The following is a 15,278-nucleotide window of genomic DNA, read 5'->3' as shown; positions in this document are numbered from 1 at the left end:
CGTCAATCCAGCGATATCCTGGCCGCGTCGACGATGGATTTCCAGTGCGCGGCGTCGCGTTCGAGCACCGGCTTGAACTCCGCAGGCGTGGAGCCGACCGGGATCAAGCCCATGTCCACCAGGCGTTTGTTGACCTCGGGCAATTTCACGATCGCAGCCAGTTCATTGCCCAGCTTGTCCACAATCGGCTGCGGCGTGCTGGCGGGCAAAAAATAGCCAAACCAGCCATTGGCCTCAAAGCCGGGATAGCCGGATTCGCCCATGGTGGGCACCTGGGGCAAGGCGGGGTGGCGCTGTGCGCCGGTGACGGCAATGATGTTGACCTTGTCGGACTTGATGTGCGGGTAGGCCGCAGTGGCGTCGATGAAGGCCGACGCGAGCTGGCCGCCCAGCATGGCCGCAGTCTCCGGGCCCGAGCCCTGGTAGGGCACATGCACCATGTCGATACCGGCCTTGAGCTTGAGCTGCTCGCCATGCAGGTGCGACGAGGTGGCGTTGCCGTACGAGCCGTAGTTGAGCTGGCCCGGCTCTGCCTTGGCCTTGGCCACGAACTGCTGCAGGCTGGTGATGCCGGAGCTGCGCGGCACAAACACCAGATCGGCCGATTTGGCGGTTTGCGAGACCGGCGTCAGGTCGCTCAGCTTGTAGGGCACCTTCTTGTACAGCGATGGTATCTGCACCAGCGCCGTGATGCCCAGCAGAACAGTGTAGCCGTCCCCCGGCGCCTTGGCCACGATGTCGTTGCCCAGCATGCCGCTCGCACCGGGCTTGTTGTCCACAATCACCGGCTGGCCCCAGCGCTGGCTCAGCTGCGTGCCCATCAGGCGGGCAATGATGTCCGTGCCGCCCCCTGCCGGGTAGGGCACCACCAGCCGGATCGGTTTGCTCGGATAGGCATCGGCCGCGTAGGCCGTGGTGCCCCCGGCGGCCAGCGCCGCCAGCGCGGCAGCGCCCACGAGGCTGGCAATACGGTTCAGAATACGGCCCGGGGCCGAACGACGGTGGTGCATGTCTAGTCTCCTGATCATTTTTTCTTGATAACGGGCCAACCCAGGCGCGCAACGCCTGAAGGGGCTACAACCCCCTGGCGATGATTTCCTTCATGATTTCATCGCTGCCGCCGTAGATGCGGCCGATGCGCGCATCTGTCCAGGCGCGGCCCACCTGGTACTCTGTCATGTAGCCGTAGCCGCCGTGCAGCTGCAGAAATTCGTCCAGCAACCGGTTCTGCAGCGCCGTTGCGTTGAGCTTGACCATGGCGGCGCGCTCGGGCGTGAGCTTGCGCTCCAGGTGCAGCGTGATGCAGTCGTCAACAAAGACGCGCAGCATCGTCGCCTGCGCCTTGGCCTCGGCGAGCTTGAAGCGGGTGTTCTGGAACTCGAACACCGCCTGACCGAAGGCCTTGCGCTCGCGGGTGTAGTCAATGGTTTTTTGCAGAAAGGCCTCGATGGACATGGCCGCGCGCACGGCCACCACCAGCCGCTCCTGCGCCAGCTCGTGCATCAGGTACTTGAAGCCCTGGTTCTCCTCGCCCAGCAGGTGGTCCACCGGCACGCGCACATTGTCGAAGAACAGCTCGGAGGTGTCCTGCGCCATCAGGCCGATCTTCTCGAGCTTGCGGCCCTTGCTGAAACCGGGCGTGCCTTCTTCGACGACGATCAGCGACACACCCTTGGCGCCCAGCTCCGGCGCCGTCTTGCAGACGACGATGACTATCTCGGAATTGATGCCGTTGGTGATGAAGGTCTTGGCGCCGTTGATGACGTAGTGGTCGCCTTCCCGCTTGGCCGTGGTGCGCACCGATTTCAGGTCGCTGCCCGCGCCCGGCTCGGTCATGGCAATGGCGCCGATCAGCTCGCCCGCCGCCATCTTGGGCAGCCAGCGGTCTTTCTGCACCTTGCTGCCATAGGCATTGATGTAGGGCGCAACAATGTCCGAGTGCAGCGGAAAGCCCAGGCCGCTGGCGCCGGTACGCGCAATCTCCTCAATCAGCACGGCCGCGTGGCCGAAATCGCCGCCGCTGCCATAAGGCTCTGGCAGCATGGTGTTGAGCAGGCCTTCACGGCCCGCCTTGCGCCACACGTCCTTGGGAACGAGGCCGTCGCGCTCCCACTGCGCATGGAAAGGGACGATCTCCTTCTCGAAGAAGTGGTGAACCGCGTCGCGGAATTGCTCGTGGTCTTCGCGGAACACGGTGCGCTGGATCAGGTCTTGCATGGTGGTAAATGAATATTTTTGATTAAAAATGCTTGCCAGCGCACGTCCAGCAAGCGCTGATTGCTATGTTTTTTGCGCCATGGCGCTGCGCACATCGTGGCCCGCATCGGGGGTTTGCCGAAAGCGCTCCTTGAGCACACGGCGCAGCAGCTTGCCGGTCTCCAGCCGTGGCAGGCTGGCCTCGAACACAAGGCGCTGCGGCCATTTCACCTTCGACAGCTGGCCGGCGGCCTGCGCCACAATCGCACCGGCCGTCGCCGCACTCGCCTCGAACCCGGGCTTGAGCACCACCACGGCCATCGGCTGCTCGCCGAAATCCTCGTGCGGCACCCCGACCACGGCCACTTCATCCACAGCTTCGTGCCGGGCGAGCGCGGTCTCGATTTCCTGTGGATAAATATTGACCCCGCCCGACAGGATCAGATCGGCGCGCCGGTCGCTCAGGAACAGAAAGCCCTCGGCATCCACGTAGCCGATATCGCCATAGGTGGCCCAGCCGCGCTCGTTGATGGCCTCGCGCGTCTTGGCCTCGTCGTTCAGGTACTGGAACGGGCTGCCGCCCGAGAAGTACACCCGCCCCACCTCGCCCGTGCCCAGCTCCTGCCCGTCGTCGCCCACGATGTGCAGCTGGCCGGTGATGGCGCGGCCCACCGAGCCCGGCCGGGCGCGCCATTCCTCGGAGGTGATCAAGGTGGTACCGCAGCCTTCGGAGCCAGCGTAGTACTCCAGCAGAATGTCGCCCCACCAGTCCAGGATGGCCTGCTTGACCGGCACCGGGCAGGGCGCCGCGGCATGGATGGCCACCCGGTGGCTGTCCAGCCGGTAGCGGGTCTTGACGGCATCGGGCAGCTTGAGCATGCGGCTCAGCATCGTGGGCACCCACTGGCTGTGGGTGACCTGGTAGCGCTCGATCAGTGCCAGCGCTTCTTGCGGGTCAAAACGCCCCATGATGACGGCGGCGCCGCCCACATCGAGCGTGCGCAGGCTGTAGCGCAGGGGCGCTGCATGGTAGAGCGGTGCGGGCGACAGATAGACCGCGCTGCTGTCAAAGCGCATGTTGCGCATCCACGCGGCCACTTCCGGGTCTGCCTGGCTGCGGTACTGCGCGCCCAGCAGCGGCTTCTTGATGCCCTTGGGCTTGCCCGTGGTGCCGCTGGAATACAGCAGATCGCGCCCGAGCGGCCGGTCGCTCAGGTCGACGGGCGCTGCGTTGGCCGCCTCCACGGCACTGGCAAGTGCGGCCACACCGGGGGTGTCTTCATCGACCGAATAGGCCGCGACACCCAGCGCCTGCACCGCCTGCTGCGCGTTGGGCCAGGTCTTGCCAGACACCAGCAGCATCTGCGCGCCGCTGTCCTGAATGATGTAGGCCACTTCGGCGGGCGTCAGGTGCGTGCTGATGACGGCGGCATACAGACCCGCCTCGCGCGCAGCGAGCACCAGCTCGACGATCTCGCGCCGGTTCTCCAGCAGCACGGCCACGGTGTCCTGCGCCTGCAGGCCCTGCGCGGCAAACCACTGCGCCAGGCGCCGCGCGCCCCGGGCAATGTCGCCCGCTGTATGGCACTTGCCGCTGTCGGCCTGGGTCAGGACGACCCGGTCGGGCTGTGCATCGGCCCAGCTGAAAAAGTTGTGCATATCCCTGGTCTCCGCATTTCACAAGCGATCGGAATGCGCAATCACCTGCGTTACAGATCGAATTTATTTCGAATCCGTTGTCTCACATTATTTGTTTCAGAAAGCAGTATTCAGCAGAATTCACCAAATACATCGCGGGTAAACACCAGTACATCTTCACTTTTTTGAAACCTATTATTTAAATAATGATCCTCAAGTCTCATTAATCCAATGAACATTCCAGTCATCGTTGATGCCATCCGCAGCCCCATGGCAAGGGCCAAACCCGACGGCGCACTGGCCGAGTTGCACCCGGTCGATCTGCTCTCGCAGGTGCTGCAGCAGCTCATGGGCCGCAATGCCGCGCTGGACCCCGGCCAGGTCGATGACGTGATCTGCGGCTGCGTGAGCCAGGCGGGCGAGCAGGCTGGCACGCCCGGGCGCCTGGCCTGGCTGGCGGCGGGCCTGCCCACACATGTGCCCTCCACCACCATTGACCGCAAGTGCGGCTCCAGCCAGCAGGCGGTGCACTTTGCGGCGCAGGCCATCATGTCGGGCACGCAGGACATCGTGATCGCCTGCGGCGTGGAATCGATGAGCCGCGTGCCCATGGGCAGCTCGCGCATGGGCAAGAACACGACCGGCGCGCGGTTTGACGCACGTTATGCCCCCGGTCTGGTTGGCCAGGGCGTGTCTGCCGATCTGGTGGCGGCCAAATGGGGCCTCTCCCGCGCCGATCTGGACACCTACGCCGCGCGCTCGCACCAGCGTGCCCACGCGGCGCAAACCGGCGGCGGCTTCGCGCGGGAGATCGTCGGCATCAATACACCCGCAGGCCTGGTGACTGCCGACGAAACCATCCGCGCCAGCACGACGGCGGAAAAGCTCGCCGGGCTCAAGGCGGTGTTCGAGAACGAAGAGCTCTCGGCACGCTTTCCGCAAATCCAGTGGTCCACCACGGCAGGCAATGCCTCACAGATGACCGACGGCGCCAGCGCCATGCTCATCATGAGCGAGCAGCGTGCCCTGCAACTGGGCTTGAAGCCCCGCGCCCGCTTTGTCGCCTTTGACGTGGTGGGCGACGACCCGCTGCTGATGCTGACCGCCCCCATTCCCGCCACGCAGCGCGTGCTGGCCAAGGCCGGAATGAAGCTGCAAGACATTCACCACTACGAAATCAACGAGGCCTTTGCCTCGGTGCCCCTGGCCTGGCAGAAGGAGCTGGGCGCCGACGGCGAACGCCTCAACCCACGCGGCGGCGCGATCGCACTGGGCCACCCGCTGGGCGCTTCGGGCATCCGCCTCATGACAACGATGCTGCACGCGCTGGAAGACAGCGGCCAGCGTTACGGCCTGCAGTCGATGTGCGAAGCAGGCGGGATGGCCAACGCAACTATTTTGGAAATCACCCCCTGAGGCGCTGCGCGCCTTCCCCCTCTCTCTACGCGCTGCGCGCTACGGGAGGGGGACGACACCCTCGGTGCGGGGCGGCCCTTCCTCGGTGTCCGCATCTGGGCCGTGCGCGAATTAAGGCTGCGTACTGAACACTGAAAAAAGGACTTTGGAGATGCAACTGCAAAAAGGAATGACGGCCCTGGTGACCGGCGGCGTGTCGGGCCTGGGCGAGGCCAGCGCGGTGGCGCTGCTGGCGCGCGGGCTGAATGTGGTGGCCGTGGATTTGAACGAGGAGCGCGGTGCCGCGATGCAAAAGCAGTACGGCGGCCAGCTCCGGTTCGTCAAGGCCGACGTGGCCGATGGCGAGCAGATGCAGCAAGCCGTGGCGGCTGCCGAGGCGTTCGGCGAGTTTCGTGCGCTGGTGCACTGCGCTGGCATTGGTGGCCCCGTGCGCCTGATCGAGAAAGATGGCAGCGCCGGATCGCTGGAAAAATACACCAACATCATCCGTATCAACCAGATCGGCACCTTCAACACCCTGCGCCTGTCGGCCGTGGCCATGGCCAAGAACGAGCCCATCGAGGGCGAGCGCGGTGCCTGCGTGCTGACGGCATCGGTGGCGGGCTACGAAGGCCAGATCGGCCAGATACCGTACGCATCGTCCAAGGCGGGCGTGATCGGCATGACCATTGTGGCCGCACGCGACCTGGCCTCCAAGATGATCCGCGTCTGCACCATTGCGCCCGGCCTGTTCGATACGCCCATCCTCGCCAAGCTGCCCGAGAACGTACGCCAGTCGCTCGCAGCATCGGTGCCCAACCCGGCGCGCCTGGGCCGCCCGAACGAGTACGCGCTCACGGCGCTGCACATTCTGGAGAACCCCATGCTCAACGGCGAAACCATTCGCCTCGATGGCGCCATCCGCATGCAGCCGCGCTGATTGCCAGCGCCGCCTCCGCCGACGGGGCCGCGCCAGGCTCCGTCCGGCTCTCCGTCGAATTTCGAAAGGCATTCCATGACATCTCCCCTGCTGGTTGAAGTGCGCGGCAACGTGCAGATCATGACCCTGAACCGCCCCGAGGCGCGCAACGCCGCCACGCTGGAAATGTCCGAGGCCATGGTGGCGGCGCTGGATGCGCTCGACGCCGACCCGGCCCTGTCGGTCGGCATCATCACCGGCGCCGGGGGCAGCTTTTGCGCAGGCATGGACCTCAAGGGCTTTCTGCAGGGCAAGCGCCCCAGCGTGCCGGGGCGCGGCTTTTGCGGCATCACCATGCGCCCGCCCAGAAAACCCCTGATCGCCGCCGTCGAAGGCTACGCGCTCGCTGGCGGCTTTGAGGTGGTGCTTGCCTGCGACCTGATCGTTGCGGCGCGCAACGCCCAGTTCGGCTTGCCCGAGGTCAAGCGCGGTCTGGCTGCCACGGCTGGCGGCCTCATGCGGCTGCCCAAACGCCTGCCCTACCACGTGGCGATGGAATGCATTTTGACCGGCGACATGCTCGGCGCCGAGCGCGCGGCGCAGCTCGGCCTCGTCAACCGGCTCGCGGATGTGGGCGGCGCGCTCGATGCCGCGCTGCAGCTGGCCGCCGCCGTGGCGGCCAACGGGCCGCTGTCCTTGATCGCCAGCAAGCAGGTGGCGAGCGAATCGGCCGAATGGCGCCGCGATGAGATGTGGGAGCGGCAGGCCGTCATCACCACGCCCGTCTTTGAATCGCAGGACGCGCGCGAAGGCGCCGCAGCGTTTGCCGAAAAGCGCAAACCGGTGTGGAGAGGCCAGTAGACATTTCAACCAAATGGGCCGCCAGCGCAATACCAGCTTGCGCATCAACTCTCAAAAGAAGAGCAAGCCCGGCACAAAACCCCAAGGAGACAACCGCATGACCCGCGCCTCTATTCCCCGCCGCAGCGCGCTTGCCACCCTGGCGGCCAGCGCGCTGGCCCTGGGCACCGCGGCCTTCAGCCTGCCCGCCCTGGCAGATGGCAACTGGCCCTCGCGCCCCATCACCCTTGTCATTCCCGGCGCTGCGGGTGGCTCCACCGACATACCTGCGCGCATGCTGGCGCAGAAGCTGGGCGAGCGGCTGGGCCAGCCGGTGATCGTGGACAACAAACCCGGCGCCGGCGGCAGCCTGGGCACGGGCCTCGTGGCACGCGCCCAGCCCGATGGCTATACCGTGCTGGTGGGCAATACGGGCAGCAACGCCATCAACTACACGGCGTACAAGAAGCTCAGCTACAAACCCGGCGATTTTGTGGCGCTGACGGACATGATCTATTTCTCGAACGTGCTGGTCGTGCCCGCCAAATCGCCCATCCAAAGCCTGCCCGATCTGATTGCGGCAGCGAAGAAGGAGCCCGGCAAGCTGTCGTTCTCGTCTGCCGGCATGGGCCAGACCACGCACCTGATGGGCGAGTTGTTCAAGGAACGCACCGCCACCGATGTGGTGCATGTGCCCTACAAGGGCTCGGCCCCCGGCACCATGGCCATCGTGACGGGCGAGACCCAGTTCATGTTCGACAACATGACCGCCTCGCTCGCCCACATCAAGGATGGCAAGCTGCGCCCGCTGGCCGTGACCGGCGACCAGCGCGAGCCCGAGCTGCCCACGGTGCCGACCATGACCGAGCTGGGCATGAAGGATTTCAACAAGGTCGGCTGGATGGGCTTTTTCGTGCCCGCCAAGACGCCGCCCGACGTCGTCAAGAAGCTCACCGACAACCTGCAGGCCGTGCTGCACGACCCCGACATCCAGAAGCGCTACCGCGACCTGGGCGGCAACCCCGGCGGCAAGCCGCAGGCCGCGTTTGCCAGGCAGGTGGCAGATGACCAGAAGACCTGGGGCGAGCTGATCCTGAGCCAGAAACTGCAGCTCGACTGACCTCATTTCTCCATCATCCGTCGCGCACTCGAACGATGGCGCAGCGCAATGGAACCACCTCACATGACAAATCCACCCTTCTCCTTCTCCGGGCAGCATGTTTTCGTCGCAGGCGGCACCAGCGGCATCAACCTGGGCATTGCGCAGGCCTTTGCCCGCGCGGGCGCCCGCGTCAGCGTGATGAGCCGCTCCCCCGACAAGGTGCAGCAGGCCGAAGCCAGCCTGCAGACGCTGGGCGCGCAGGCCCTGGGCATCAGCGCCGATGTGCGCGACGCCGCCGCCGTGCAGGCCGCGCTCACCCAGGCGCATGCACAGTTCGGGCCCATCGATGTGCTGGTATCGGGCGCAGCGGGCAACTTCATTGCCCCGGCCAAGGACCTGTCGGCCAACGGCTTCAAGACGGTGGTCGATATCGACCTGAACGGCACTTTTCACGTGCTGCGCATGGCCTACCCGCTGCTGCGCAAGCCCGGCGCCAGCGTCATCAGCATTTCGGCGCCCCAGGGCGTCAACCCCACCATGTACCAGGTGCACGCCTGCGCCGCCAAGGCGGGTATCGACATGATGACCCGCGTGCTGGCGCTGGAATGGGGTGAGGTGGGCGTGCGCGTCAACGCCATCTCGCCCGGTCCGATTGCCGATACCGAGGGCATGCGGCGCCTTGCGCCCTCACCCGAAGCCCTCCAGCGCGCCACGGACACCGTGCCGCTGCAGCGCATGGGCAGCCTGGATGACGTGGCCCACATGGCGCTGTTCCTCTCGTCGCCGCTCGCCAGCTACGTGACGGGGGCGATCATTCCTGTGGACGGCGGCGCCGCGCTGCGCGGCGGGCGCGACATGCGCGCCTCCTACGTGCCGCGCGCCGAAGCGTAGCCGCCTATACAAAAATAGCTGATGGCGCTTTATAGAAAAGCGCCAGCAGCTATCAGAAACAGGGCAAATACAGCCTACGGCAGATCCTTGGATGGATCGGGCTCGCCTTCCGCGCGCGGCCCCACGGTGCCCAGGCGCGCGCGCAACGACTGCGGCTGGCCGGTAAGGATGGCCGCGTAGCTGGTGGTGTTGGAGAGCACTTTCTTCACGTAGTCGCGCGTCTCGGCAAAGGGCACGTTCTCGGCCCAGATTGCGCCGTCCAGCACCGGGCCGTTGCGCCAGTTGCGCGGCCGGCCGGGGCCTGCGTTGTAGCCTGCGGCAGCCATGGCCATGGAGCCGTCGAAATCATCGAGCGCCAGCTTCAGGTACGCGGTGCCCAGGGTGATGTTGGTGTCGCGGTCGTTGATGCTGCCAGGGGTGAAATCGGTCATGCCGATCTTGCGTGCCGTCCAGCGCGCCGTGGCAGGCATGATCTGCATCAAGCCGGAGGCACCCACGCCCGAGCGCGCATCCATGATGAAGCGGCTCTCCTGCCGGATCAGGCCGTAGACATAGGCGGGATCGAGCCCGATCTCGCGCGAACGGCTGACGACCGCATCCTTGAAAGGCATGGGAAAGCGCTGGCCCACGTCAACCACCGACTTGGTGCGTTCGCTGGTGTTGATGCAGCGGTCCCAGATCTGGCGCTGGCAGGCCAGCTCGGCGGCGGCGAGCAACTCCTTGTCGCCCATGCCGCCGTTTTCGTGCAGGTTGGTGGTGTAGTTCCATTCGCGCACGCCTTCGCTGCGCAAGCCCAGCTGAATGGCGTACAGCGCGCGTGCCAGCCCCGGGTTGCTGCGCACCGCCTGGCGGGCGGGCTCGTCAATCGCCACCGGTGCGGCAGTCACGCTGATCTTCTGGCCCAGGTCTTCCTGCGCCAGCTGTTCGTAAAAGCCTTGCGGGCCGGCAATGGTCTGCAGCAGTTCGCGCGCCTCGGCCGACTGCGTATCGCTCACCTTGCCGGCCTGCAGGGCCTTGGCGCGCCAGTACACCCAGGTCGGGTCACGCCGCTCTTCCTCGCTCATGGCTTCGATGCTCTTGCGCACCTGCTGCCACTGGCCGGCACGCAGCGCGGCGCGGGCCTTCCAGTTGAGCATGTCATCGTTCAGATGGCTGTCCTTGCCCACCTTGGCGAAGCTGGCCAGCGCATCGGGTGACAGGCGCGTTGCCTGGGTCTTGCCGATCACGCCCCAGATCCAATCGCGCTTGTCCTGGCTCAACAGTTCGCCCCAGCGGCTGTCCATCAGGTTGGCAGCGCCCTCGGGGTTGTCTGCTGCCATCTTGATGAGCGCCAAGGTGGCCAGCTCCTGCTGCTCCTTGGTCTGCAGCTTGGCCTTGGTGGCCAGGTATTTGGCGGGCGACTGCAGCATGGTGGAGAAGGCCTGCAGCTGCACGGGCGCGGCAATCTCCACCGCAGCGCGCGCGGCGCGGGTGCGCCCGGTCTCCATGGTCAGGCGCGCGCGGCGCCAGATGTCGTCGGCCTGCAGCTTGCCTGCCGAATACATCTCGGAGGCGGCCAGATTGCAGCCGTCTTCGGAATCACGCTGCGCGTACCAGTTGGCCTTGACGGTCTGGCCCAGTTGCTCGGTCTTTTTGCCCTTGGCCAGATCGATCACCGCCGCATAGCAGCGCAGCTCGCGGTCGTCGCCCATGCGGAAGGCCGGGTACAGGGCATCGAAATTGCCCCAGTCGCGACGCTGGCCCAGCAGGCGCAGCCAGTCGTTGCGCAGGCGGTCTTCCTGGTAAGTGCCAGCCCAGCGGGCGAGAAAGGCCTGCACCTCATCCTGCGTGGCTTCCTGCAGGCGCGCGCGCAGCTCCCAATAGGCCGCCCACGGCTCCAGCACATGGCCGCGTGTCGATGGCAGCAGCTGGCTCAGCTTGGTCTTGTCGCGCTTGCGGAAGGCCTGCTGCATGTCCACGATGACATCGTCGCTCGCCATCTGCGAAGCCGTCTGCGGCACCGCAGCGGCCGATGCCTGCACGGGCGGCTGCACCTGGACGGCGCCCTGCAAGATGGTCTGGGCGGACAACGGCAGCGCACCGGCTGCCAACAGGGCCGCCATCAGCGGCGTGAACAGAACTTTCCAACGCATGGGCTCGAACTCTCGCAAGAAGGCGGCGCCAGCACTGGCCGGACGATGGAAAGCGGACGCCGCGAAAGAATCACAAAATCATACACATCCGGGCAGGCCCGCAAAAGCGCAGGGGCCACAGTTTTGGGGGCTTGCAGGCATTCAGAGCCGCCACCACAACCCAGCAAATCGTAGATTTGCGGTTGAGACGAGGAGCCGGGCCGCGCCAGGCCGGGCCGCGTCAGGCCGGGCCGCAGGCAGTACAGACGTACGACAAGGCTCGGCGCCCCCGGCTGGGCGCCCCCGGCCAAGCAACGACGTATCAAGGGTTGTATTGGCGGCTCTTACAAGCGCTTACTTTGATAGGCAACATGCATCAAGCAGACTGGTGTTTTTACTAGCTCGTTTTTCCTGGCGGGGGGCTGCCAGGTGTCAGAATGGAACGACCGCGAGAGTTTTTGGAGGGTTCCCCGCGATGGATAAAAAAGCCGTGCGTCAGGCGCTGATCGAAAAACGCCTGAATATGCCCAACCGCCTGGAGCGCGCCGAGCAACTGCAGCAGGTGCTGCGTTTCTGGCTCACCGAGCGAGAAGATACCGTCATTGGTGCGTACTGGCCGATCAAGGGCGAGTTCGACCCGCTGCCCGCCCTGCACCGCTGGAAGGAAGACGGTGCGCTGATGGACGAGCCGCTGCTGCGCCGCATCGGCCTGCCCGTGGTCAACAAGCAGCACAAGACCCTCACCTTCCATGCCTGGTACCCCGGCTGCCCGATGGAGCTGGACGCCTACGACATTCCCAAGCCACAGAACACCGAACTGGTGGTGCCGACCTTGCTGTTCGTACCCTGCGTGGGCTATGGGCCGGGCGGCTACCGCCTGGGTTACGGCGGCGGTTTTTACGACCGCACCCTGGCTGCGCTGGAGCCTCGGCCGTTCACCGTGGGCCTGGGCTTTACCGACGGCTTTGTCGACGACTTCGAGCCCGAGCCGCATGATCTGCCGCTCGACGCGATCCTGAACGACAATGGCGTCGTCTGGCCGGTGTGACTTTCTGCGCCGCGCCTTGAAAACAAAACCATAGCAGCCCGCGCCCATCCTCTGTGCGCCAGGGCTGCCTTGGGCAAAAAACCATACGTGCAGGAGCCTAGCTGCTCCTGCGGGTGCTTGCAAATTTAATTTCAAACAATATAATTACGAATGAAATTAAATACACCAACACCCCATGAGCTTCGATTCCCGACTTGAGCGCATTCTGGCTGGCAAGCCGCAGTCCCTGGTGGACGCGGTTGCATCCACCCGGCTCCTGAAGCACACCGCCGCCCTGCTGGAGCAGCGCATGGATACCGCGCTGGCGCCGCTGGGCCTGCACATGCGCGAGTATCTGGCGCTGTACCTGCTCTCGGACAGCGCGCACGAACCCATCAGCCCCTCCACCCTCAGCATATCGCTGGACGCCACGCGCACCCAGGTCACCCGCCTGCTCGACAGCCTGGAAACCAAGGCGCTGGCCGTGCGCACCGCAGACGTGCAGGACCGCCGCGCACTGCAGCTGGCGCTGACCGAACGCGGCACCCACCTGCTGGAGCAGGCCATTCCGCTGGTACAAGCCGTGCATCTGCAGACCTGGGCCGTGCTGGGCGAGGACGGTACGGGCGCCATGCGCCAGCAATTGCGCAAGGTGCTCGCTGGCCTGGAAACCGGCATTGCCGATGATGCCCATAAGAAAAAGGCCGCCAGCGCCCGCTCTGCGCGCGCCAGCACATCAAAAAACATAGCACGCACCGACGATCCGGCAGCGCCATGACCGCCGCCCGCCAGCACGGCTGGGCGCGCAGCGTTCACTTGGCGCATTGGAAGCATTGGGAAAAGCAGCGGCTGCTGATGCTCCTGCTTGGCGGCCTGGTGGGCATGGAGTTTCTCGAAAACGGCATGTTCGTCTTCGGCTCCAGCCACATTCTGGGCGGCATCGGCGCCGCGCCGCGCGAGTTTGCCCAGGTACAGGCCGCCTACGCCGTCGGCAGCATGCTGATGATTGCGCTGCAGCAATGGCTCTCGCGCCACTTTGGCTACCGCAACTACCTGCTGCTGGCGCTGTTGCTGTTCGGCCTGGGCGATGTGGCCTCGGCCAGCGCCAATTCGCTGGCGCAGATCACCACCGCGCGCCTGGTGCAGGGCATGGGTGGCGGCGCCTTCTTCATCAGCACGCGGGTGCTGATTCCGATGATGTTCGGCGTGCAGCAACGCCCGCAGGCCACGCGCATCTACATGCTGATGATCTTTGCCGTGGGTGCCATAGCACCGCTGGGCGCCGCCTGGCTGGTGGAGAACTGGGGCTGGCGCTGGGTGTTCTGGAGCGTGCTGCCGCTGTCCACGTTGATGGCGCTGGGCGTTTACAGCCTGCTGCCTGCCGCCCTGGGAAAAAGCGAGCAGCCCGTGCGCTGGAGCATCACGCCGCTCCTGCTCTTTGTGCTGGCCATCGGCTGTGTGCAGTGGAGCTTTTCGGAGGCGCGCTATGCCCTGTTCGACCGCCCCGAGCATCTGGCGCTGCTGGTACTCGCCGGCGTGCTGCTGCTGGGCCTGTTCGGCCTGCACCAGTGGCGGCACGACGAGCCGCTTTTGCACCTGCGCGACCTCACCAGCCCCGGCTTTCTGGCGGGCCTCACGCTCTACGCGGTGTACTACTTTGTCGTCAACTTCAGCAACTACCTGTTTCCCCAGTATGCCGAGCGGGGCCTGGGCATTCCGCTGATCACCACCGGCTGGCTCAACAGCTTCTCGGCGCTCACCAGCCTGGTGGTGGCGGTGGTCTACATCCGCTACAGCGCCGCCATTGCCAACAAGCGCGCGCTGATGATGGCCGGGTGCCTGACCATGGCCGCCGCCGCGTGGTGGATGAGCCGCCTGCCGCCAGACGCGCCCGCCGCCGCGCTGTACGGCGCCCTCGCCATCAAGGGCTGCTTTGGCGTGCTGATGGTGCTGCCCGTGGCGGCGCTCACCTGGCGGGCGCTCGACGCCCGGCATTTTGCCAAGGGCTACCAGAGCAAGAACATCCTGCGCCAGATGACCGCCTCGCTGGCATCGGCCGTGGCCGCCGTTGCGCTGCAGGACAGCAAGTTCGCCCAGTATTCCGACCTTGCCAGCCGCCTCACCCCAGGCAACAGCACGGCGGTGCAGTGGCTCGACACCACGGCCAACACCCTGCAGCACCACGGCATGGTTGCCCAGCAGGCCCGGCACGCGGCGCTGGAGATGCTGGCCCAGATGGTGGACCACCAGGCCTTCTTCATGGCCTGCCAGCAGCTGTACCAGTGGCTGGCAGCGGTCGCTGCCGTCACGGCGGTTATTGTCGTGGTGCAGCGGAAGTTGCGTTGAAGGGCGGCTGCGGTATAAATCGGGTTCCCCTCACTTCTTTGCGCCCAGACCATGCTGCAGCTCTACATCGGCAACAAAAACTACTCCTCCTGGTCCATGCGCGCCTGGGTGCTGCTGCGCCAGGCGGGCATTCCCTTCGACGAGCAATACGTGCGCTTCGACAGTTTCGACAGCCAGTCCGAGTTCAAGCGCACCATGGCCACCGTCAGCCCCACGGGCACCGTGCCGCTGCTGCGCGATGGTGACGTCACCGTCTGGGACAGTCTGGCCATCGCCGAATACGTGGCCGAGCAGTTTCCAGACAAGGCACTGTGGCCCAAGGACAAGGCCGCCCGCGCCGCTGCCCGCAGCATCTGCGCCGAAATGCACGGCGGCTTCACCGCCCTGCGCGGCGCCTGCCCGATGAACATCGAAGCCGATCTGGCCGAAGTGGGCAAGATCGTCTGGCGCGACAACGCTGGCGTGCGCAAGAACGTGGAACGCCTGTGCAGCATGTGGAGCCACCTGCTGGCCCAGCATGGCGGCCCCCTGTTGTTTGACCAGTTCAGTGTTGCCGACGCCTATTTCGCGCCCGTCTGCATGCGCCTGAAAACCTACCAGCTGCCCGTGCCCGGGGAGATCGCCGCCTACGTCGAACGCGTGCACCAATTGCCCGGCGTCAAGGCATGGATCGACGGTGCCCTGGCAGAAAAGGATTTCGTGCCGATGGACGAGCCCTACCGCGCCGAGCGTTGAAAATTTTCAATAAAAACAGCTGTCAGCGCTTATCCGCAAAGCGCTGACAGCTATCAAAATTAAAGTAACCGTTGAGCG

13 protein-coding genes are annotated in these 15,278 nt (G+C 65.4%); 9 read left to right on the top strand and 4 right to left on the bottom strand.

From position 1 onward, the window contains the following. Positions 1–2: 2 nt before the first annotated feature. From LAD35_RS20950 to LAD35_RS20940, 3 genes are all read right to left on the bottom strand, one after another. Complete coding sequence (locus tag LAD35_RS20950) at positions 3–1,010, bottom strand: tripartite tricarboxylate transporter substrate binding protein (protein WP_224153166.1); 1,008 nt, start codon at positions 1,008–1,010, stop codon at positions 3–5. 64 nt (positions 1,011–1,074) lie between these two features. After that, positions 1,075–2,217: an acyl-CoA dehydrogenase family protein gene (locus LAD35_RS20945; protein ID WP_224153165.1), complete on the bottom strand. Its 1,143-nt coding sequence runs from the start codon at positions 2,215–2,217 to the stop codon at positions 1,075–1,077. Positions 2,218–2,280: 63 nt separating this feature from the next. Then, positions 2,281–3,855 carry an AMP-binding protein gene (locus LAD35_RS20940; protein WP_224153164.1) on the bottom strand — a complete coding sequence of 525 codons (1,575 nt, stop codon included), beginning with the start codon at positions 3,853–3,855 and terminating at the stop codon, positions 2,281–2,283. Positions 3,856–4,065: 210 nt separating this feature from the next. Here LAD35_RS20940 and LAD35_RS20935 point away from each other — a divergent pair, with 210 nt between their 5' ends. The 5 genes from LAD35_RS20935 (at position 4,066) to LAD35_RS20915 (ending at position 8,981) form a co-directional block, all read left to right on the top strand. Further along, on the top strand, positions 4,066–5,250 hold the full coding sequence (locus LAD35_RS20935; RefSeq protein ID WP_224153163.1) for a thiolase family protein: 1,185 nt from the start codon (positions 4,066–4,068) through the stop codon (positions 5,248–5,250). A 151-nt stretch (positions 5,251–5,401) separates the two neighbouring features. Continuing rightward, positions 5,402–6,169, top strand: a complete 768-nt coding sequence (locus LAD35_RS20930) for an SDR family NAD(P)-dependent oxidoreductase (protein WP_224153162.1) — start codon at positions 5,402–5,404, stop codon at positions 6,167–6,169. A 75-nt stretch (positions 6,170–6,244) separates the two neighbouring features. After that, positions 6,245–7,009 carry a crotonase/enoyl-CoA hydratase family protein gene (locus tag LAD35_RS20925; RefSeq protein ID WP_224153161.1) on the top strand — a complete coding sequence of 255 codons (765 nt, stop codon included), beginning with the start codon at positions 6,245–6,247 and terminating at the stop codon, positions 7,007–7,009. Positions 7,010–7,106: 97 nt separating this feature from the next. Further along, positions 7,107–8,108: a Bug family tripartite tricarboxylate transporter substrate binding protein gene (locus LAD35_RS20920; protein ID WP_224153160.1), complete on the top strand. Its 1,002-nt coding sequence runs from the start codon at positions 7,107–7,109 to the stop codon at positions 8,106–8,108. A gap of 63 nt (positions 8,109–8,171) precedes the next feature. Further along, entirely contained in the window at positions 8,172–8,981 is an 810-nt protein-coding gene (locus LAD35_RS20915) for an SDR family oxidoreductase (RefSeq protein ID WP_224153159.1), read from the top strand. A 74-nt stretch (positions 8,982–9,055) separates the two neighbouring features. On the opposite strand, the gene LAD35_RS20910 is transcribed toward LAD35_RS20915, so the two are convergent. After that, positions 9,056–11,113, bottom strand: a complete 2,058-nt coding sequence (locus LAD35_RS20910) for a lytic transglycosylase domain-containing protein (protein ID WP_396022797.1) — start codon at positions 11,111–11,113, stop codon at positions 9,056–9,058. Between the two features lie 454 nt (positions 11,114–11,567). Between LAD35_RS20910 and LAD35_RS20905 the strand changes: the two genes are divergently transcribed. The 4 genes from LAD35_RS20905 to LAD35_RS20890 all read left to right on the top strand — a co-directional run bounded on the left by LAD35_RS20905 (position 11,568) and on the right by LAD35_RS20890 (position 15,200). After that, positions 11,568–12,140 carry a 5-formyltetrahydrofolate cyclo-ligase gene (locus LAD35_RS20905; RefSeq protein WP_184705307.1) on the top strand — a complete coding sequence of 191 codons (573 nt, stop codon included), beginning with the start codon at positions 11,568–11,570 and terminating at the stop codon, positions 12,138–12,140. A gap of 175 nt (positions 12,141–12,315) precedes the next feature. After that, positions 12,316–12,897, top strand: a complete 582-nt coding sequence (locus tag LAD35_RS20900; RefSeq protein ID WP_224153158.1) for a MarR family winged helix-turn-helix transcriptional regulator — start codon at positions 12,316–12,318, stop codon at positions 12,895–12,897. Next, positions 12,894–14,465, top strand: coding sequence for an MFS transporter (locus LAD35_RS20895; protein ID WP_224153157.1), 1,572 nt, complete (start codon positions 12,894–12,896; stop codon positions 14,463–14,465). Before LAD35_RS20900 ends, LAD35_RS20895 begins: the two co-directional genes overlap by 4 nt. Before the next feature lie 51 nt (positions 14,466–14,516). Further along, positions 14,517–15,200 carry a glutathione S-transferase family protein gene (locus tag LAD35_RS20890; RefSeq protein WP_184705303.1) on the top strand — a complete coding sequence of 228 codons (684 nt, stop codon included), beginning with the start codon at positions 14,517–14,519 and terminating at the stop codon, positions 15,198–15,200. Positions 15,201–15,278: the final 78 nt, after the last annotated feature.

The sequence above is a fragment of the Comamonas odontotermitis genome, assembly GCF_020080045.1.
Taxonomy (GTDB): Bacteria; Pseudomonadota; Gammaproteobacteria; order Burkholderiales; family Burkholderiaceae_C; genus Comamonas; species Comamonas odontotermitis.
Note: the sequence above shows the minus strand (reverse complement) of the source record. Positions and strands in the feature narration are given on the sequence as shown.